The sequence below is a fragment of the Paraeggerthella hongkongensis genome (assembly GCF_003726035.1).
Classification (GTDB): domain Bacteria; phylum Actinomycetota; class Coriobacteriia; order Coriobacteriales; family Eggerthellaceae; genus Paraeggerthella; species Paraeggerthella hongkongensis.
Window position 1 is genome coordinate 15,587 of the sequence record NZ_QICD01000006.1, and the last position, 18,912, is coordinate 34,498.

The 18,912-nt window shown below is 61.1% G+C and carries 17 protein-coding genes; 11 read left to right on the top strand and 6 right to left on the bottom strand.

The genetic code is table 11. The features are described from left to right. The first annotated feature begins 3 nt into the window (after positions 1-3). From DMP08_RS04670 to DMP08_RS04720, 11 genes are all read left to right on the top strand, one after another. Entirely contained in the window at positions 4-774 is a 771-nt protein-coding gene (locus tag DMP08_RS04670) for a hypothetical protein (RefSeq protein WP_123191815.1), read from the top strand. A gap of 38 nt (positions 775-812) precedes the next feature. Next, positions 813-1,391, top strand: coding sequence for a hypothetical protein (locus DMP08_RS04675; protein WP_123191816.1), 579 nt, complete (start codon positions 813-815; stop codon positions 1,389-1,391). A gap of 1 nt (position 1,392) precedes the next feature. Next, a complete protein-coding gene (locus DMP08_RS04680) occupies positions 1,393-3,225 on the top strand; it encodes a VirD4-like conjugal transfer protein, CD1115 family (RefSeq protein ID WP_244596803.1) in 1,833 nt (610 codons plus the stop codon). Between the two features lie 197 nt (positions 3,226-3,422). Then, a complete protein-coding gene (locus tag DMP08_RS04685) occupies positions 3,423-3,638 on the top strand; it encodes a hypothetical protein (RefSeq protein WP_086414237.1) in 216 nt (71 codons plus the stop codon). A gap of 14 nt (positions 3,639-3,652) precedes the next feature. Beyond that, positions 3,653-4,069: a PrgI family protein gene (locus DMP08_RS04690; RefSeq protein ID WP_123191817.1), complete on the top strand. Its 417-nt coding sequence runs from the start codon at positions 3,653-3,655 to the stop codon at positions 4,067-4,069. Continuing rightward, positions 4,047-6,578 carry a VirB4-like conjugal transfer ATPase, CD1110 family gene (locus tag DMP08_RS04695; protein WP_475733603.1) on the top strand — a complete coding sequence of 844 codons (2,532 nt, stop codon included), beginning with the start codon at positions 4,047-4,049 and terminating at the stop codon, positions 6,576-6,578. Before DMP08_RS04690 ends, DMP08_RS04695 begins: the two co-directional genes overlap by 23 nt. Before the next feature lie 6 nt (positions 6,579-6,584). Then, positions 6,585-8,249, top strand: a complete 1,665-nt coding sequence (locus DMP08_RS04700; RefSeq protein ID WP_123191818.1) for a C40 family peptidase — start codon at positions 6,585-6,587, stop codon at positions 8,247-8,249. Between the two features lie 14 nt (positions 8,250-8,263). Further along, entirely contained in the window at positions 8,264-9,016 is a 753-nt protein-coding gene (locus DMP08_RS04705; RefSeq protein WP_123191819.1) for a hypothetical protein, read from the top strand. A 9-nt stretch (positions 9,017-9,025) separates the two neighbouring features. Then, positions 9,026-10,033, top strand: a complete 1,008-nt coding sequence (locus tag DMP08_RS04710) for a VirB6/TrbL-like conjugal transfer protein, CD1112 family (protein ID WP_170158404.1) — start codon at positions 9,026-9,028, stop codon at positions 10,031-10,033. Between the two features lie 95 nt (positions 10,034-10,128). Then, positions 10,129-10,638, top strand: a complete 510-nt coding sequence (locus tag DMP08_RS04715; protein ID WP_123191820.1) for a DNA gyrase — start codon at positions 10,129-10,131, stop codon at positions 10,636-10,638. Positions 10,639-10,640: 2 nt separating this feature from the next. After that, a complete protein-coding gene (locus tag DMP08_RS04720) occupies positions 10,641-14,132 on the top strand; it encodes a SpaA isopeptide-forming pilin-related protein (RefSeq protein WP_123191821.1) in 3,492 nt (1,163 codons plus the stop codon). Between the two features lie 217 nt (positions 14,133-14,349). On the opposite strand, the gene DMP08_RS04725 is transcribed toward DMP08_RS04720, so the two are convergent. The 6 genes from DMP08_RS04725 to DMP08_RS04750 all read right to left on the bottom strand — a co-directional run bounded on the left by DMP08_RS04725 (position 14,350) and on the right by DMP08_RS04750 (position 18,884). After that, complete coding sequence (locus DMP08_RS04725; RefSeq protein ID WP_123191822.1) at positions 14,350-15,171, bottom strand: nucleotidyl transferase AbiEii/AbiGii toxin family protein; 822 nt, start codon at positions 15,169-15,171, stop codon at positions 14,350-14,352. Next, on the bottom strand, positions 15,168-15,692 hold the full coding sequence (locus DMP08_RS04730; protein ID WP_123191823.1) for a type IV toxin-antitoxin system AbiEi family antitoxin domain-containing protein: 525 nt from the start codon (positions 15,690-15,692) through the stop codon (positions 15,168-15,170). The genes DMP08_RS04725 and DMP08_RS04730 overlap by 4 nt, the downstream gene beginning before the upstream one ends. Before the next feature lie 47 nt (positions 15,693-15,739). Continuing rightward, complete coding sequence (locus DMP08_RS04735) at positions 15,740-16,447, bottom strand: hypothetical protein (RefSeq protein WP_123191824.1); 708 nt, start codon at positions 16,445-16,447, stop codon at positions 15,740-15,742. 76 nt (positions 16,448-16,523) lie between these two features. Beyond that, on the bottom strand, positions 16,524-17,153 hold the full coding sequence (locus DMP08_RS04740; protein ID WP_123191825.1) for a hypothetical protein: 630 nt from the start codon (positions 17,151-17,153) through the stop codon (positions 16,524-16,526). A gap of 10 nt (positions 17,154-17,163) precedes the next feature. After that, positions 17,164-18,474, bottom strand: coding sequence for a relaxase/mobilization nuclease domain-containing protein (locus DMP08_RS04745; RefSeq protein WP_123191826.1), 1,311 nt, complete (start codon positions 18,472-18,474; stop codon positions 17,164-17,166). After that, positions 18,474-18,884, bottom strand: coding sequence for a CopG family transcriptional regulator (locus DMP08_RS04750; protein WP_123191827.1), 411 nt, complete (start codon positions 18,882-18,884; stop codon positions 18,474-18,476). Before DMP08_RS04750 ends, DMP08_RS04745 begins: the two co-directional genes overlap by 1 nt. Positions 18,885-18,912 lie beyond the last annotated feature (28 nt).

Below are 18,912 nucleotides of genomic sequence, written 5' to 3' on the forward strand. Positions count from 1 at the left end.
AACATGAAAGATACCGTTGGTTTCCAGAACCGCGTCGACGAAGAGACGAAGGACTCTCTTGTCGCGAAATGCCAGGAAAACGGCTGGCTCAAGCGCGGCGGATATGACTGGCAGGATGACCCCTATCTTGAAGAATACCCCTACGAGTTTGCACGGATCGAGGACATGGAAGCGCTCCGCCAGACGCTCGGCGGCGGCAACTGGGCGATTCGCCAAGGCTTCCTCTACAAGGACCTCGCCTTCATCCAGCAGGTGAACGGCGGAGACGAATGGTGGACGCTCAAGAAGACCGACGACGGCTGGCTCGACTTTGAGAGCTGGTCTTTCGAGGGCGTGGCAAGGGACTATCACGAGTTCGCGCGCGCCGTAACCTCGATGCACGTCGCGACGCCCGAGGAGTGCGAGTTCCTGGACTACATGAGGGACTACGAGGATCTGATGCTCCCTCCAAAAAGCTGGCAGGCATCTGGTCTGCCAGAAGGTTGGAAGTGGCTCGAATACGACGACGGCTCGAGATCCCTCGCGGCGCCGGACGGCGAGAAAGCTTGCACCTTCGATAGGCAGACACGGGAGTTTACTGATGTCAACGGCAGGTATTGCATTCACGAGGACTTTTCCTTCGCGAAGATCGAGAAGCAGGTGGCTGCAAAACTCGTTAAACAGCCCATGTTCCACGCGACTGCCCTTGCAGAGCAGGCCGAAGCAGCCCGGCGTGCAGCGGCGAATCTGGAATCGAGAACGCTCGATGAAGCAAAAGGGACCAAGGACAGATAACAGGTGGGACAAATTGTCCCAGTGAAAGGAGGTCTCTGATGCCAAGCGACTTCGGGGACGAATCGGGCGAGAAGCTTTTCGACTGGATGCTCGACATCGGCCAGACGGCAGGCCAGGACGCCATGCATGCGGCAGCCAAGAAGCTGACCGTCGCGCTCAAGCACGTCAAAGGCGACCTCGATGCCAAAGAGGGCTCTCCTGAGTGGGCGAGCCTGAATCTCGACGAGCTGACGCAGGTCGAGAACTACGACAGCATCAAGCAGATCCTCAACAAGCATCTCGACGACGCAGGCGTCGAGCACCGCTTCTTCACCGACCAGCGCTCCGGAAAGCAATCCCTCCTGTTCCGCCATGAGGATGCCGGGAAGGTCGACCGCGTGCTCGAAGAGCTCATCGACGACGCGCGGGCGTCTCTGGAAAAGGCGGACCAGACACTGAACAAGGGCTCCGAGCGGGCTGAAACCAAGAAGAAGGAAACGAGCCGAGACTCAGAGCCCTTGGAGAAGCGCACGGCGCGCACCCGCGTGTCCGCCGCTGCGCTCGAAGCTGAAAGGGGACGCGGCAAGGGCCGCGCTCCCGAACGAGCGGACAGGGCGCAGGAACTGAGGACGAAATAGGATGAGGCTTCGCAAGGACAAGCTGGTGTCCGCCGCCGTGCTCTCGGCGCTCGCGTTCGTCGTTGCGAACGCCTACGTCGCATGCCTGACGACATTTCCGGCACCGATGCTGGGGCATCTCACGGACGCGCTCTACACCCTGCCGGAGCACCTGGCGGCCGAAGGCGTTGTCATGTTTGTCGAGCCTGCGGCCCTTGTCGCTGGACTGGTCGCGGCATGCGGGATCTGGATGGTGTGGGCGTACTCGCTTTCCCGCGAGGGCAACTACCGCACCGGCGAGGAGCACGGCTCGGCGCGCTGGAGCACAGTGAAGGAAGGCCAGCGGTTCAAGGACATGGCCAACCCGGACAACAACATTATCTTCACCGAGAACCTCGGGCTCGCGCTTTCCCGCGAGCACTTCGACATGGAGACAGATCGCAACAACAGCGTGCTGGTGGTGGGCGGTAGCGGATCGGGCAAGAGCCGGTTCTACGTGCTTCCCAACCTCATGCAGTGCAACACCTCGTTCTTCGTGACCGATCCGAAAGGCACGATGCTGCCCGACACCGGGGCCATGCTCGAAGGTGAGGGATACCGCATCGCGGTCTTCAACACCATAGACTTCAAGGGATCCATGCACTACAACCCGCTCGCCTATGTGCGCTCGCAGGCCGACGTGCTCATGTTCGTGGACTGCCTGATAAAGAACACGACGCCACAGGGCGAGAACACGAGCGACCCGTTCTGGGAGAAGTCGGAGCGGATGCTCTACATGGCGCTCATCGGATACCTGGTGTTCCACTGCCCGGAGGCCGACCGCACCATCCCCGGTTTCATGACGCTTCTGGGGCTCGCGGAGGCAAGGGAGGACGACGAGTCGTACCTGAGCCCCCTCGACCTGCTCTTCCGCGAGATCGAGACGGGCAAGTCGTACAGGAAGACAGGCGACGCTGTCGCCGTCTTCGACGAGGATGTCCGAGGCTTTTCCGATGGTGGCGGCAACGGATACGAGTGGGTGCAAGTCGCGCAGCCCGTCACAGCGGAAAGGGACTTCTCGCTCGGGAACTACAAGTCGTTCAAGAGCGGGGCCGGAAAGACGATGAAGTCGATCATCATCTCGTGCAACGCGCGCCTCGCGCCGTTCACCTTCGACGAGATGCGCGAGCTTTTGTCCTTCGATGAGATGCGCCTCGACACGATCGGGGATCCGGGGCAGAAGAGCGCCGTGTTCGCCATCATGAAGGACACGGCAGACACCTTCTCGTTCCTGTTTGCCATCATGATGTGGCAGACCATGAACGAACTTTGCGACAAGGCCCTGCTCGTCTATGGCGGAAGGCTGCCGACGCCGGTCCACTTCGTCTTCGACGAGTTCGCCAACCTCGGGCACCTGCCCGACGTCGAGAAGATGGTGGCCGTCGTGCGCAGCCGCAACATGTCGATCTCGGTGATCCTGCAGTCGCTCTCCCAGCTCAAGCGAGAGTACAAGGACGACGCGCAGACCATCATCGACTGCTGCGACACGACGCTTTTCCTGGGCGGCAAGTCCAATGAGACGAACAAGGAGATCGCCGAGATGATCGGCAAGGAGACGGTCTCGACCTTGAACGTCAACGAGAGCCGGGGCGCGAACTCGTCCACCACCAAGAACTACGGCCGCGCCGAGCGCGACCTCATCCAGGCCGCCGAAGTCGGGAAACTCGCGCGAAGCAAGGCCATCGTGCTCATCGCAGGCGCGAGCCCGTTTCTGGACAACAAGTTCCAGCCGGAGAGGCACAGACGCTTCAGAGAAGTCGGCCAGACGTTCGAACTTGAAAGGCGCGCGCAGAGGGAGGTGGTGGAATTGAGGTGAGACAAATTGTCCCAGTAAGGAAAAACGGCGGCGGCTGCGCCGAATACAGGCACCCTACGTCGGGCGATTGCTTCCACACAAGCACCCGAGAGCCGCCACCGCCAATGTAAAGGAGCTCACGCTCCAAACGGATTCTACCATGGCAGAGCAGCGGCCACTTCCACTCAAGGCCGCGAAACAATGTAAAGGAACAAGACATGCTTGCTAACATCATCACCCTGGTATCGGGGTGCGTAACCTTCCTCGGAGGATTCCTCGTCGTATGGGGCGCCGTCTCCCTAGGCCTCGCCATCCGCGAGCAGCAAGGCGGCAGCCAGATCGCGAGCGCGATCTCCACCATCGCGGGCGGCGCCATCATCATCGCTGCAGCAGTCTACTTCGGGATGCTCGACACGTCCTGGCTTCCCGCCTAAGGACGGTGGCGACGATGCTGAGCGTATCCATCCACAAGGACATCGGGGAATACACCGAGAAGGTCGTGGGAAAGCTCTCCTTCAGGACGCTCGTCTGCGTCGTCGGAGGACTCGCCGCAGCCGTGGGCGCGGCGTCATTCACCTACTTCGTCTTGCGTATAGAAGTCTCCAACGCGACCATGCCCGTCATGGCGTGCTCGATGCCGTTCTGGCTCGCCGGATTCTGGCGTCCGAGCGGCATGAAGCTCGAAGCGTTCATCCCCCTATGGTTCCAGCACACCTTCACCGACGACCGGATGCTCTACGTCCCGAGCGTGAACCTGCTCGAACCGAAACCTGCAGAGACCTTTGCGGAGAAGGCGGACCGCGCGTCCCGCCGCCGCGCGAAACGACGGGGGGCGGAAGCCTATGAGCCGAGCAAAGAGCACTGAGCGCGAACAGAAGCGAGGGCGAAAGGAAGAGAAGAAGAGACTCAAGACTGCGAGGAAGGACGCGCACGCACGCGGGACATCCAACGTCGCGAAGAGACTCAAGGCCCAGGAGAAGGAGCTCTCGACCCAGACGCAGGCCAAGAGGCACGCGCGATTCGCCGCCAAGGACGTCTACCGCTACATAGGCTACGACGCCATGTACAGAGACGGGATCGCTCAGGTCGAGGAGGGGCTCTTCTCCCAGACCCTGCGCTTCTCAGACATCAGCTACCAGTCCGCGCGCGAGGAGAACCAGCAGGCCATCTTCTCAACCTACTGCCAGCTGTTCGACTACTTCGGGGCGGAGACGAGCGTGCAGCTGTCCGTCGTCAACACGCCCATACCGGCAGAGGAGATTGGCCACAAGGTGTTCTTCGAGCACCGGGACCCGAAATGCGACGAGTACGTTGACGAATACAACCGGATACTGAACGACAAGATGCGCGAGGGGGTGTCCAACCTCACCCGCGAGCGCTACCTCACGTTCGCGGTCGGCGCTCTCAACGTCGACGCAGCGGTCCCGAAGCTTGCGCGCATGAAGAGCGACTGCATGCAGACGCTCGCGCGCATCAAAAGCGATGCGGTGGCCATCGACGGCGAGGAGCGGCTCTCCGTCCTCCACTCCCAGCTGCGTCCCGGCCATGCCAAGACCTATCCCTTCTACGGCGAGATATCGAAGAGGAGCGGGCTTCGCACCAAGGACTTCGTCGCACCCGACGTGCTCGACTTCAAGTCCGATGGGCGAAACGACTGCTTCAAGAGCGACGGGACGTACGGGCAGGTGCTCGGGTTTCGTCGGTTCGGAAGCGAGCTTTCCGACCGCGCGCTCGCAGACATCATCGACCTCGCGCTGCCCTTGAACGTGACGCTGCACGTGCAGGCCATGGACAAAGCCAAGGCCGTGGCGTTCGTGAAGCAGCGTCTGGCCTGGATGGACAAAGAGGTCATCGACGAGCAGATGACGGCGGTGAAGAAGGGCTACGACTTCCAGATCCTGCCATCCGAGCTCAAGTACTCCAAGGAGGAGGCCGAAGACCTTCTCGACCACCTCCAGAACAAGAACCAGCGCCTCTTCGTGTTCACCGGGCTGGTCTACACCTATGCACCCACGCTCGAAGAGCTCGACGAGCAGGTGCTCCAGGTTATGAGCACGGCACGGCGCAACTCGATAGACCTCGACACCCTGAACTACCGGCAGCGCCAGGGCCTCAACTCCGTCCTGCCTCTCGGTCACAACCACGTCGAGATGTCGCGCATGTTCACGACCGCCCAAGTGGCCATACAGATGCCCTTCGCGTCCCAGGAGCTCAACCAGCCCGGCGGCGGCTACGTGGGGCAGTCCAAGCAGTCGGGAAATCTCGTCGTCTGCAATCGCAAGCTGCTCGCGAGCCCCATGGGCTTCGTGAGCGGCAAGCCGGGTTCGGGCAAGTCGTTTTCGGTCAAGCGCGAGATAGAGAACACCATCCTGGCCTATCCGGATGATGAGGTGATAGTGTTCGATCCTGCGGGAGAATACTCGCCGGTGGTCGAGCCTGCGGGCGGGATCCGTATACGCTTCGCGCCCGACTCGGTGACGTTCATGAACCCATTCGACCTCTCGGACGTGTCGGACATGGCCAACGCGAGCCAGATGGCCTTCAAGATCGAGGCCATTCTCGCGCTGTCATCCGCCACCATGGCCGAAGGCAGTCAGGGGCTTCCGGAGGCCGACAAGTCCATCATCAGCCGCTGCGTCGAACTTGCGTACGGGCGCGGCGCGAAGGAATCGCGCGTGCCGACGCTCGGCGACTTCTACGACATCATGTGCGATCAGCCCGAGGCCGAGGCGCGCGACATCGCGCTTCGCTACGAGCGATACGTCAAGGGAGCGCTGTCGTTCTTCAACAATCCCTCCAACGTCACGTTTGACAACCGCATCACCAACGTCGACTTCAAGGACCTCAACTCCAACATGCGCGTGTTCGGCATGCTCACCGCCCTTGAGGCGGTACGCAACCGCATGTACTTCAACTTCGAGCGCGGCGTCACCACCTGGCTCTACATAGACGAGGTGCAGAGCCTGTTCAGTCATCCGGCGATCATCAGCTACTTCTCAAAGTTCTGGGCCGAAGGCCGTAAGTTCAACCTCATCTGCACGGGCATCACGCAGAACTCGATCTACATGCTCGAACACGAGGAGGCGCGCAACATGGTGCTGAACTCGGACTTCCTGCTGCTGCACAAGCAGTCCCCTCTCGACCGCCAGTCGTGGGCGAAGCTGCTTGACTTCAGCGCGCAGGAAGAGGCCTACATAGACGAGTCGATAAAGCCCGGCGAAGGAATGCTCATCGCCGGTGGCGCTCGCATCCCCATCAAGGATGACTTCCCCAAGGGCAGGCTCTACGACCTGTTCAACACCAAGCCCGAGGAGATCGCCCAGATCAAGCGCGCCGCCAAGTTATCCTTCGGCGATTCCGGCGACGAGGGCTAGGACCGCATGGGGGATCTGGCCAGACATACCGACATCGCGAAGGCCGAGAAGCTCACGCAGACCGAAGGCGGCGCGCCTTCGGTCGCGAGGACCGGTCGTACGGATGCCGTGAGCGCGGGGCTCGTGAGGAAGGCCGACGCCGTCGCAGATGCCGAGAAGAAAGGTGCGTCGTCCGGTAGCAGATCGGTGCGCGACGTGCTCGGGCGTGTCATCTCACGTGCAGGCGGCCAGGAGTCTTCCGACGCGGGCGACCAGGCGGCGGGAAACGTCTCCCGCCAGACCGGTACCGCCCTGCAGTCGCATGCCAACATGAGGAGCAAGATCGCGGCGCTCGCCGCAGGAGAGATGGACGAGGCCGACGAGACGCAGGGCACGCAGGAGGCGTACGCGTATGTATCCGATGCGCGAAACCTTGCCAGAAGGTCGAAGGTCGCCAAGAACCCGAAGCCAGCGCGCAACGTCACCGCGAGGAAAGGTTCCGCCAAGACGGCGGGGGCGCAGTCGTCGAAGAAGGGCGGCAGAAAAGGTACGGCGTCGACCGCGAAGGAGAAGAAGGACTCCATGCAGTCGAGACGCACGTGGATCCGCGCGCACGCGGCGCAGGAGAAGGCGGCCCAGGCCGGAGCGCAGGCGGCGGCCAAGGGGGCGGGAACGAAGACGTTCGCGGCCTTCGCATCTTCCGCGCTGGCCCCTCTATCCGGCGTCATCGCAGGCATCATCGTCTTCGTGCTCGCGATGATGCTCGTCTCCCAGCTGGTGAGCGCTCTCTTCGGCTTCTGGGAGAACGAGTCGACGAAGCAGGCTGTGGCCGGGCTTCCACCCTACATCACGAGGGAGATAGTGATCACCGCGCTCGAATGCCAGGAGGTCTACGGCCACCCGGCGGGATGCACGCTAGCGCAGATCATCTGCGAGTCCGGCCAGGGCGACCACTTGTCAGGGCTGGCCACGCAGGACAACAACCTCTTCGGCATCAAGTGGGCGCAAAGCTACGGGCTCGCCGCGGAAGTGAGCGGACACTCCAGCTGGCAGACCGGCGAGGAGGTCGATGGCCGAAGCTTCACCATCATGGCCGAGTTCACCAGCTTCAAGTCGTGCAGGGACTGCATCGTGTTCCGCAGCAGGGTGTTCCTCCAGAACACGCGCTATTCGCAAAACGCGCTCATCCAGGAGGCGATGGCCTCTTGCGACTCGGACAAGATGGCCGAAGGGCTCAAAGATGCGGGATACGCCACAAGTTCCTCGTATGTGGAAAGCCTCAAGACTGCCATGCAGACCTACAACCTCTACCGCTTCGACGGCATGAGCGTGGCCCAGTTCGAGGCGCTCGGCGAGAGCTCCGATGCGATAGTCGCCGCTGCGGAAAGTCAGCTCGGGGTGCCCTACGTCTGGGGCGGGACGACGCCGGGGGTGGGACTCGATTGCTCGGGGCTGACCCAGTACTGCTATGCGCAGGCCGGGATCGCGATCCCACGCCAGAGCGAGGACCAGAAAGCGGGCGGCACGACGATCCTTTTGTCCGAGGCGCAGCCCGGCGACATCCTGTGGCGGATGGGACATGTCGCGATCTATCTGGGAGGCGACAGCTACATCCACGAACCCCAGACGGGCGACGTCTGCAAGATAGCGACCGGAATCGACTATTTCACCTGCGCCGTCAGGTACCGATGAGAAAGGCAAAAACCATGAACAGGAAGAACAGGATCATCCTCGTGCTGGCCATCGGCGCCGTCGTCATACTGGCGGCTTCGACTATCGTGCGCTGCTCCCTTTCGGAAGGCGATAGCCAGGTGGGACAAACTGTCCCAGCGACGCAGGCGCAGGAAGAGGGAAGTTCGGACGAGGAGCAAACGGGCTCAGACGAGAACGCGGTCGAGGCAGTAAGCCCCATGGACATCCTCAAGGGAAGCGTCTGGACGAACGCATCGGGCGCGACCGTCACGTTCAAGGACGCGCGCTACATCGAATCCGACGGGACGCGAAGCGACATGTCGGCCTTCGACGTGAAGTCAATCACGCAGAACCCCTCGCAGACCGAAGTCCTGCTCGCGCTCGACAGGACGGACGGCACGTTCAAGGAATCCCTCGTCATGCTCAGGCAGGCAGCGGACGGCACCTGGAGCGTGTCATCCGACGACTTCCAGATCGCAACAACCTACGTCCAGGGCAGCCCGACCGCTGCGGCGATTCAGGTCGTCGGAGTCAACGACGAGTACCGCGAGCTGCTCGGGGGCACCACCGACGCCCTCCAAGAAGCCATCGCGACCTACGCCCGTGCACACGTCCCCTCGGCCACCAAGGCCACGTGGACGCGCGAGCTCGTGGTGAGCTACGCGGACGGGAGCGTAACGTCGAACTTCACGTGCGACGACGCGGCGTCGACCATGCTCACGGTCTCCTACGACCGCGCCGCGAACTCCTTCACGGTCATGGGATAGGCGGTGGCCATGACTTCCGAGACCATATGCCCCGCCATGGGAAAGAGGCGCTTCGCGTTCGCGTTCGCCGCGACGTTCCTCCTGCTCTCATCGTTCATGCTCTTTCCCGACCTCGCCTTCGCGTCCATCGCCGACGACATCAACAAGTGGCTCTGCGGGGTACTGCGGGACTGCTGCAACTGGATCTTCACCAACCAGGTCAACATTCTCAAATCGATCGGCTACAACGGGGTGCTGGCAGCGAGCTTCGACTCCATGCTCGGGACCGCCGGTGAGACGACCATGTACTCGCTTGCGCGCGGCGTGTGGGAGGTCGCCATCCTGCCCATAGGCTGCGGCGTGCTCTCCTTCGTGTTCACCATCAAGCTCATACAGATATCGCAGAGAATGGATGGCAACGCAAGTCTTCCCGGCGTGAAGGAGGTCGTGTTCCTGCTGGTGTTCTTCGCCGTGTTCCTGTTCCTCATACAGAACAGCTTCGACCTCATGGCGTCGGTGTACTCGGTGACCAAGCTTGCCATCGAGCGCGTCATCGACATGTTCGGCACCGGAGGCGCGATGGACCTTTCCACCGTGTCGATCGTCACCACCGACAACGACTTGGCCGCGCTCGTTGCCATGCTCATCGTGGCCCTCATCAGCTGGCTCGTGGTGCTCGTCGCCTACATCGTCGCGCTCGTCGTCAGCTGGGCGCGCGCCATCCAACTTTACCTCATGGCGGCGTTCTCGCCCATCCCGCTCGCGCTCATGGGAACCGAGGACACGCGCCAGATCGGCATCGGCTACATCAAGAACTTCGTGGCGGTGTGCCTCGCCGGGATCATCATCCTGGTTCTGCTCATCGCGTTTCCCATAGTACTGGGCGGTCTCAATGCGGCGAACACGGGGACGGGCACGCCAATCGACTCGATCGCCGGCGGCCTCAGCTACGCGCTACAGTACCTCGCCATGTGCATACTGCTCATCCTGTCGCTCGTCAAAAGCGGCAGCTGGGCACGCGACATCGTCGGCGGATAGCGGAAAGGGGTGATGCGATGGGATGAGCGAGAGCGCAAAGGACAGGGGGCACTTCCACAACGCCCCGCCATCGCCAATGTATAAGGAGAAAGACAATGACAGAGAAGAAGAACGTCTACCTGACCCTGCACAAGAACTTCGTGCGCACCGACATCGAGTATGAGGACAAGGTCACGGGCGAGACGAAGACCTTCAACCAGGTGACGCTGCCGAAGGGCACTGTCATCGACAGCATCGACGTGGGAAGCTACCAGTTCAGTCCGCTGTTCGCGAACGAATCCAAGTACCGCGGGGAGAACTTCCGCGACATACCCCTTCTGGCGGACAGGGAAGTATGGCTCAAGCGCACCATCCTGGACGCCGACGGGCAGCCCGTGCTCGACGAGAGCGGAAAGCCCGAGAAGGACACCGTGAAAGTGATGCCCCAGGAAATCAAGGAAGCCGTGGAGCGTCAGCGAAGCGAATACCTGGCAGAGCACGCCAAGGATTCCAAGGATAAGGGACGGCAGGATCTGGGCAGCAAGGTCGCCGAAGCGCGCGACGGCTCGCAGGCACTGGGCGCCCGGGGCGACGCCGCCCGTTCCCGAGAGAACGCGAGGGCCTGAGAATGCAGACGATGATAAGGAAAAGCGGCGGCAGGGTGCTGCGCGCGCTCATGGCGTGCATGCTTGTGCTGTCCGCCCTCGGGTCGGTGGTCCTGCCATCCGTCTTCAATCGCGCATACGCCTCGGAGTCATCGGAGCTAGAGGTAGGCGGCTCGATCTACTACGCGGGCTACTCCACGAACTGGATGTTGGCAGACGGATCCATGGCCTACTGCGGCAACCCGTCGGCTGCGACGCCAGGTTCGGGAAGCTATCAGAAGGGAGGCATCGACGCGCCGAGCGGGCGCAGCGACGAGACAATCGCCGACCTGTGGTTCGGATACGGCAGCCCGGGCTTCGACGCGGGCATGTTCCCGGATACCTGGTACGACGGCAGCGAGATGACCGACGCCCGCTACGCGGCGCTCACCCATATCATCGTGTCCGACACGTTCTCCAGCAACGGCGATTACGCGCTCTACGGCTGCAGCCAGGACTTCAAGGACTGGGCCCGTTATAACGTGATAGGCTTCGGCGAGGACGGCTCGGAAATCAACGAGAACGCCACCGGGCGGCAGATGTGCAGACGCGCGGGCGAGGGGCCTTCCAACTTCTCCGCCTTCGAACTCTTCACCGGTGCGGGGACCCAGATCGTCCTCTCGTTCAAGTACATCCCCAACGGCTCGGTGGAACTGACCAAGCTCTCCGCCAACCCGTCCGTGAGCGATGGAAACGCCTGCTATTCCACGCAGGGCGCGGTCTATGGAATCTACTCGGATGCCGCGTGCACCAGCGAGGTCGCCCGCATGACGACGGATGCCGCCGGATACGCGCGGGCAGACGAGATAGCCGTCGGCGACTATTACGTCAAGGAGATCAGCGCGTCTACCGGAATGTGGACAGACGATACGGCCTATCCCGTCACGGTCAGGAGCAACAAGGTCAGCGCTGTGAACGGCGGAACGGTATACGACATCCCGTTCTCCGATCCGGTCGGCATGCTCGTCGGCAAGGTCGACGCGACCACCAACGCCAACAGGCCCCAGAGCGCGGCATCGCTCAAGGGGGCGGAGTTCACCGTCGAGTACTTCGACGGTGACTATGCAAGCGTCGCAGCCGCCCGCGCCTCCGGGCAAGCACATGACACATGGGTGTTTGTCAGCGACGAGGATGGATTCGCCTATTACGCAGACGAGTTCAAGGTATCCGGCCCTGACCTGTACCGCCAGACCAACGGCACCACGGCATGCCTGCCCATCGGCACGGTCCTCATCACCGAGACCAAGGCGCCCGTCGGATACAACCTCGACGACGGCGACCACAACGACCCCAAGACGTTCCTCGTGCGCATCACCGACGAGGGTGCCGTCGGTGAGAACGTCTACACCTATAACTCGCCCGTCTCGGCTGACACCGTCGAGCGCGGCGACTACCGGCTCGTCAAGGAAGTCTCGACGAACAACGACGAGGAGGACCAGGAACTCACGCGTATCGCGATAGAGGGCATCCAATTCCAGATAATCAACGACAACGACGGGGCGGTCGTCTCTCCCGACAGCGGAGAGCTCGTCGAGAAGGGCGGCGTCGTCTGCACCATCACGACCGACGAGGACGGCTTCGCCACCACGAAGGACCACCATCCCCAAGGGTGGACGGGCGCGCTCGCATACGGCGACTACACCGTCCACGAGGTGATCCCCGACGACGTCGCGCAACGCGTGAAGACTGAATACGGCATCACGCTCATAGGCGTGGACGATTGGGCCATTACCGTGAGCACGGAGGGACAGTACAAGCCCGTGCAGATCGTGGTAAACCACATCCCGCAGACCCCTATCGTCATCCAGAAGGTGGACTCGACCACCGGCAAGGCTATTCCGCTGCCCTGCAGCTTCCAGCTCTTCGATGCTGACGGTGAGCTCGTCACCTACAACGACCGCTATGCGGGCGAGGTGGTGGACACCTGGACTACGCTCTCCTCAGGCAAGTGCACGCTACCGATGAAACTCGATGAGGGGACCTATCGCCTCCATGAAGTCGAGTCTCCGGAAGGCTACGTTCTCGGTGGTGAGGACATAAAGTTCACTGTTGACGAGTACCGTACCTGGGACGACCCCATCACCGTCACCTACGCTGATGCGCCTATCCGCGCCGAGATCCAGATCCTGAAGACCGATGGCGAAAGCGAGCTTCCCGTGGAGGGGGCGGAGTACTGCATAAAGGCCGAGGGGAACGTCGTGACCGGCGACGGGACGATTCGCTTCGAGGACGGCCAGATTGTCGGCTACGTGACCACGGATGCAGAGGGCAAGGCCTCCGTCGAAGACCTCTATCTGGGAAACTACGTGATCTATGAGACCAAGAGCCCCGAAGACTGGGCGCTCGACACGAGCGAGCACCACGTGTCCATCGAAAGTCAGGGGCAGCTCGTGCCGATCGTGGTCGAATCTTTTGATGCCGTCGACGCGCCCACGACCATAGAGCTTCTCAAGGTGGATGGAACGGACGCCGACAAGAAGCTCGCCGGAGCCACGTTCCATATCTGGCAGGTGTCAGACGATGCCGTGGTCGACGGCATCGACCAGGGCTTCTCGGTTCTCTATGAGACCGACGTCATCACGGGCTCCGACGGCACCGCCGACGTGTCGTATCTGCCTCATGGGTCGTATCTGATTGAGGAGACGGAGGCGCCGGAGGGCTATTACACGCCCGAAGATTCCGAGCCCATCGCCTTTGAGGTCAACGACCAGGGCTTCATCGGGCTTGCCACAGAAGGTTCGCAGTTCGCCAGTACGCTGGCGCTGACCTTCGAGAACACGCCTACGTTGTTCGACGTAACCAAGACCGACCTGACGAGCGGAGCCGAGCTTCCCGGCGCGACGCTTGCCATCACTGACGAGGACGGCGTCCTCGTGGAGGAATGGGTGTCGACTGAAGAGGCTCATCGCGTCATCGGAATCGCGCCGGGCAGCTACACGCTGACCGAGACCATCGCACCCGAGGGCTATCTGCTGACAACCTCCGTGCCTTTCGAAGTGAAGGAGACCGGCGAGGTACAGAGCGTTGTGATGAAGGACGACTACACCAAGATCGACATCTCCAAGACCGACATCGCGACGGGAGAAGAGCTTCCCGGCGCGCATCTGGCCATCCTGGACAAGGACGGCAAGACCGTCGCGGAATGGGACACCACCGACGAGGTCCATCGCATCAACGGCCTCGAATCCGGAGACTACACGCTGCGTGAGACGAGCGCGCCCGACGGATACGAAGTGGCCGAAGACGTCGCCTTCACCGTGGAGGAGACCGGAGACGTGCAGAAGGTCGAGATGAAGGACAAGTCGATGCCCGATTCTGGCGAAAGCCTGCCAAAGACGGGCGACGACCTGCCGCCGCTGCCCATCGTCGCCTTGTTCGGCGCTCTCGGATGCGCTGCCGCAACGGTGGCGCTCGCAAAGCATCGCGGGCATAAGGAAAAGGACGAGGATGAAGGAGAAGGGGGTGGCGAAGAGTGAATGTCCTTCTCTGGATGTCAGGCTTCGCATCCGGTTTCCTGACGATGCTCACCTACGCTCTGTGCAAGGTAAGCAGTGAAGCTTCTAGAAGAGAAGAGCATTATGGTTTGACCTAAAAAGTAAGTCGAATAAATAACACCCCGGAGTTTTCCTAGAATTCTTCCGGGGTGTTTTCGAATGTATAAAGGTCGTCGCTCAAAGCGCTTGGTATAAGGTTTTATGCTCGGTCTATCTGAACGATGAGACCGTTCACCCAATTGATTGCCTCGTCTGCGTTCGGTTGCACGGAAAAAGGTTCCGCCTGTGCGTCGTAGATGGAATCCCAGCCGACTCCCTTCTCGACGACGGGCGGCCATGACTGCTTTCTTCTATAGCTGAACAAACGGATGCAGATGGCTTTCACATCATCAAGGTTGACTGCTTCGTGAGCCATGATCAGCTGCAAGTCGACTAAATCCCTAGCGCGGTCTCCTCCGCCGGAAACAGCGTGAATCTTCTGAGCGATCTGATACGTAAGCGGCATGAGCGGGACCTTGCCAAGCTCGGGGAATCCTATTGACCCGAAAAGGCGTGTCGCGTCTTCCAATTCTACCCAGTCGGCGACATCGGCATCCCCGATTTCGTTGTGTCCCACTTCGAGAGGGACGGTGCACCACGGTTTGCCCATGTAGGACAGTTTCACGTCGTATGGCTTCATGACGTATTCGACAGGCACCCCTTCTGGGTGAGCGGGATTCCTCGGAGAAACAATTCCAGTGAAACCTTCCCAGCCGACCCGCAGGGAAGAGGCAAGCTGTTCAACGTAGGTATCGGGATCTGTCGTTGTTGCCGTATCGAGATCCGTCGTGAAGCGGGTAGCGGTATCGCCGTAGCGCATCTTTATGGCGCTTCCGCCTTTGATGACCCCGTCCGGAAGCATCTGCGCAACGATCGCATTCGCCATAACCGTGCGCAGCTTGACGTAGTCGTTCCCCGAGCCGTCGCACACCCTGCGAATGGCGTCATCTAGATGGCGCATGCTGTTCGGACGTTTTGTCATGCCTCAAGCTCCTTTTTGATTATGCTTAGCTCCCGCCCGGTGATGTAGCCCAGGCTCAATGCCTCGTTTGCCGCCTGCAGAACACGATCGGATCCTATGGATTTGGACGCGGAGGTCAAAGCGTCTCCAACGAACTGAGAGGGAACGCCTTCGTATCGGACCACGTTGTCGGTTTTCCGGCTTACGATCCTTACGTTACCCACAAGAGTCTTTCTGACCCTGATCGGTGTTGCCACCGTGATGCGGGATGGATCGGTCGGTATCAGGTTCAACAGCGCTGCGACGGATTCACCGTACAGGTAAGCACCGGCCCCGACGGTTTTCACCGCCAAGGCGTAAGGCGCAGCTTCCTGGTAGGGCCATACCGGCATGCGGTAGACGCCACGCGCGACACGCTCGAGTTTTCCCCGGCGCGCCAGTTGAACCAACTCCGCGTTCGACACACCCAGGGCCTTTGCTTCGGCAGAGGTGATCAGACCGAAGTCGTCGACCGCTTCATATATGTCGTCTGTTTTCGCCATGCCAAAAGTATAGCGTATATGAACTACTTTTGACACTACAGCGCCAGTCATTCCCAATGACCGCCGTTTTCGACTGTCTCGTAGTGGCAGACGGCATCATGGTGCGTGGTGGAGTATCCGGTGATCACCTGGGAGACTTCGGTATGATGGCCGCTGCCTCCTCCGGCGAGCATGTGGGCCTTGCCGTGGGCTGTCTCGTTTCCTGTGATCTCGGCTCCGCAGATGTTGCAGACCGACTTCTCCACGTAGCCGTAGACCGGCGTCTGCTCGTCCCAGGCACCTGCGTCTTCGACCCAGATCTGTTCGTAATCGACGACCCAGACCTTTTCAGGCACCGATGCGGTCACGTCGGCGTTCGCGCTGCTTCCACCAGACGTCTGGCCCGTTCCGGAAGAAACAGCCTCTGCCTGATTCGAACTGCTGCCGGATTGCCCCTGCTCGGTATCTGCGGGGCTCTGCGAAGAAGCATCCGACGATGTCGGGGAATTCGCAGCGACGGCCTCGGCATCTTTCGCTTCGGAGGATGTCGACACGCCGTCGCCTATCGAAGCGTCATTCGGGCTGTCGGACGCGGCGGCGTTGGATTGCGGCGCAGTCTGCGCGCTCGCCTCATCGCCGGAGTCCGGTGTCGGCAAGCAGCCACACAGACAGCATGCCACGGTTATCGCGGCAAGGATGCAAAACAAAGCTATGAGCATTATTTGCCTGCCTGAAGCGGCATTAATAAGCGCATCGATGAATCTCTTGGGTTTCATTTTCTGTCTCCTTACATGAACATGCGGAACACGGCCTTGAAAAGCCATCTGAAGAATCCGAACACTAACCTCATCGTTATCCCTCCTCGTCTTCTCCTAAGTCATCGAGCCAGCCTGAAGAGGCCTCCTCCGCCTCTTTCCGGGCGGCGTGACCAGAATCTGCTTCATCAACCGGCTGACAGCCTTCCGCCATAAGCGCCTGCTCGTAGGCATCGCGTGTGTATCCAAAGCGTGCGCAGAGCTCGTCTTCGTCCGCGGCGAGCAGCGGGTCGGCATTCGCCAGATAGTCATGTAGAACGATGGCCTTGCGGTTGTTGGAGGCCGCCGTCTCGTCGGTGTAACAGGCGAGCATCGCTGCGTTGAAGCGTATCCCGTTGATGAGCGACTCTCCCTGCCTCCAGGCGACGGACTCGTTGTTCACCACTATCCTGGCCACATGTCCTATCTCGCTCTTGTCCACTAGGAGGAAGCGCCAGCCGCGCATTCTGCGGGCGACGGGCGTGCTCTCCGGCTTCGCATCCTGGCGGTATTCAGGCCGAATGTCGTAGAAGTGCGCCTGGAGCCACAGGCTTTCGGTGTCCAGGTTGTCGAATCGCACCTCGAAGTTCGTGAGCATGTTGTTGCCGTCGAAGGGCTGCGGCAGGGTGAAGTGCTCGACGTCGAACTCGTCCACCCGCCCGTTGTCGTAGAAGATCTGAACGTTCATGACTCGCTCCTTACCTATGCCTCTGGTCGCGGTTCTGCTGTATGTCCCGTCGGCTGCGGCCCCGAGAATCGGACGAGGCCGTTTTTGCCTGTTTGTCCCGCTTGGCCACCGCCGCCTTCTGGGCTGCGTTTAGCTTCTTCTTTGCTGGTTTCGAGCGCTGCTGCGGCAGCAGCTTTTTCTCGCCCATGAAGTCGCGCGCCTCTTCTAGCTGTCGGATCGTCTGCTGCAACTTCTGCAGCTCTGCCGGTGTCTTTTGGAACGCCACCTTCCGCTCGGCGCTCTCTATCCTGACCTCGAAGTCCGCCATCGCGGTTATCCCGAAGCGGCTGGTGGTTTCAAGCGCGCATGCGAGCGAATGGAGCTCCGCGAGGTCGTTGATCTGCGTGGCGTGCATGGCGATGCGCATGCAGTCCTTGGAGACGTCTTCGCCCGGGCGTGCGACGTTCTTGCGGGCGAAGCGCGACTGCAGGGCTTCCTTGCCGTACGTGTAGCCAAGGAGTTCACCACCGACCCGGAGCGTCTGCTGGTCCCTCAGCGAGTAGATCCAGTCGGCCCTCTTGGCTTTCGCGGAGTTGTCGCGCACGTCAACGTCGAGCATGTCCAGAATCTGCCGAAACTCCGCCTCGTTCCTCGCGAGGGATTTCGCCATGGACACTCGGGAGCGGATATCGTTCACCCAGGAATACTCGCCCGATTCGAGCACGCGGCGCTCCGCCCGGCTCAGGAATACGTCCTGGCGCGTCCGGACTGGCACGGCGCTTTCCGCATCCTTCTGCGCGAGCCTGACGAAGCCGTCGGCCTCAGGATCGTCGTCGGAGAGGAACGCGAGTCCCTGCTTCATCGCGATGTCCTGCAGGTCGTGGTTGAGTTCGCGCGGGAAGGGGTCCTGCAGGCGAAGGCCGGTCGCGAGGTTGGTGTTGTTCACCACGACGTGGGCGTGGGGAATGCCGTGCTCGTTATCGTCATGGTAGATTATCGCGACCTGGTAGTCGCCGAAGTTCTGCTCGACCCATACGCGGGCGAGTTTCTGAAGCTCTTCCAGCCCGATGTCGTCCTTCGGGTCGGGCGAGATGACGTAGTGCTTGAAGGTGCGGGCGGGCCTGCCGCCGTGTGGCTGGTCGTTGCCGAAGGCCTCGCGCGTCCGGTCCATCTCGTCCGCCCAGCGCACGTCGCCCTTCAGGTCAGGGTCGTAGCCTTCCATCTCGCGTTCATCCCAGGAGAGGTTGAAGAAGTCGCGCGCCAGGGCTCGTCCGTCCTTTTCGAGATAGCTCGCGATACGCTGCGTGTTGGTGTGGCCGGATATCGGCTTGATGATTGGCATCACTCGTCACCTACCAGCACGCTTCGCTCCATCTCGGCAAGGCGCGACGCCAGCTCCAGCCGTCCGCTTTCAACTTCGCGAAGGCTTTCGTTTATCTCGCCGATCGTTCGCGAAAAGTAGTCGGCTTCAAGCCTGCCTCTCTTGATGAAGAGCGAGATAGTATTCATTGAATGGACCGCCTGGTTGTAGTGATAGCCCCACTTCGTGAGCTCCCGCGCCATGGCCACCATGGCATCGGCGTCGATCACGACACACCTGGCGGAAGAGGCTGAGTCCTTGTCGGCGAGGGGTATGCGGATGAGGTAGCGCAGGTATTCCGACGACTTGAGTTCGAGTCGGCCAGCCTGTTCGGCGAGCCTTCGCCTGTCGTCGTCGCTCAGCCTGCAGCTGAAGGTATGGACGTAGCTCATGGATGTGTCTCCTTTACATGGATGCCGG

What these genes read in the sequence shown, in the direction of transcription:
- DMP08_RS04670 (WP_123191815.1), top strand. Translation starts at nt 4, where the DNA reads ATGAAAGATACCGTTGGTTTCCAGAACCGCGTCGACGAAGAGACGAAG.
- DMP08_RS04675 (WP_123191816.1), top strand. Translation starts at nt 813, where the DNA reads ATGCCAAGCGACTTCGGGGACGAATCGGGCGAGAAGCTTTTCGACTGG.
- DMP08_RS04680 (WP_244596803.1), top strand. Translation starts at nt 1,393, where the DNA reads ATGAGGCTTCGCAAGGACAAGCTGGTGTCCGCCGCCGTGCTCTCGGCG.
- DMP08_RS04685 (WP_086414237.1), top strand. Translation starts at nt 3,423, where the DNA reads ATGCTTGCTAACATCATCACCCTGGTATCGGGGTGCGTAACCTTCCTC.
- DMP08_RS04690 (WP_123191817.1), top strand. Translation starts at nt 3,653, where the DNA reads ATGCTGAGCGTATCCATCCACAAGGACATCGGGGAATACACCGAGAAG.
- DMP08_RS04695 (WP_475733603.1), top strand. Translation starts at nt 4,047, where the DNA reads ATGAGCCGAGCAAAGAGCACTGAGCGCGAACAGAAGCGAGGGCGAAAG.
- DMP08_RS04700 (WP_123191818.1), top strand. Translation starts at nt 6,585, where the DNA reads ATGGGGGATCTGGCCAGACATACCGACATCGCGAAGGCCGAGAAGCTC.
- DMP08_RS04705 (WP_123191819.1), top strand. Translation starts at nt 8,264, where the DNA reads ATGAACAGGAAGAACAGGATCATCCTCGTGCTGGCCATCGGCGCCGTC.
- DMP08_RS04710 (WP_170158404.1), top strand. Translation starts at nt 9,026, where the DNA reads ATGACTTCCGAGACCATATGCCCCGCCATGGGAAAGAGGCGCTTCGCG.
- DMP08_RS04715 (WP_123191820.1), top strand. Translation starts at nt 10,129, where the DNA reads ATGACAGAGAAGAAGAACGTCTACCTGACCCTGCACAAGAACTTCGTG.
- DMP08_RS04720 (WP_123191821.1), top strand. Translation starts at nt 10,641, where the DNA reads ATGCAGACGATGATAAGGAAAAGCGGCGGCAGGGTGCTGCGCGCGCTC.
- DMP08_RS04725 (WP_123191822.1), bottom strand. Translation starts at nt 15,171, where the DNA reads ATGACAAAACGTCCGAACAGCATGCGCCATCTAGATGACGCCATTCGC.
- DMP08_RS04730 (WP_123191823.1), bottom strand. Translation starts at nt 15,692, where the DNA reads ATGGCGAAAACAGACGACATATATGAAGCGGTCGACGACTTCGGTCTG.
- DMP08_RS04735 (WP_123191824.1), bottom strand. Translation starts at nt 16,447, where the DNA reads ATGAAACCCAAGAGATTCATCGATGCGCTTATTAATGCCGCTTCAGGC.
- DMP08_RS04740 (WP_123191825.1), bottom strand. Translation starts at nt 17,153, where the DNA reads ATGAACGTTCAGATCTTCTACGACAACGGGCGGGTGGACGAGTTCGAC.
- DMP08_RS04745 (WP_123191826.1), bottom strand. Translation starts at nt 18,474, where the DNA reads ATGCCAATCATCAAGCCGATATCCGGCCACACCAACACGCAGCGTATC.
- DMP08_RS04750 (WP_123191827.1), bottom strand. Translation starts at nt 18,884, where the DNA reads ATGAGCTACGTCCATACCTTCAGCTGCAGGCTGAGCGACGACGACAGG.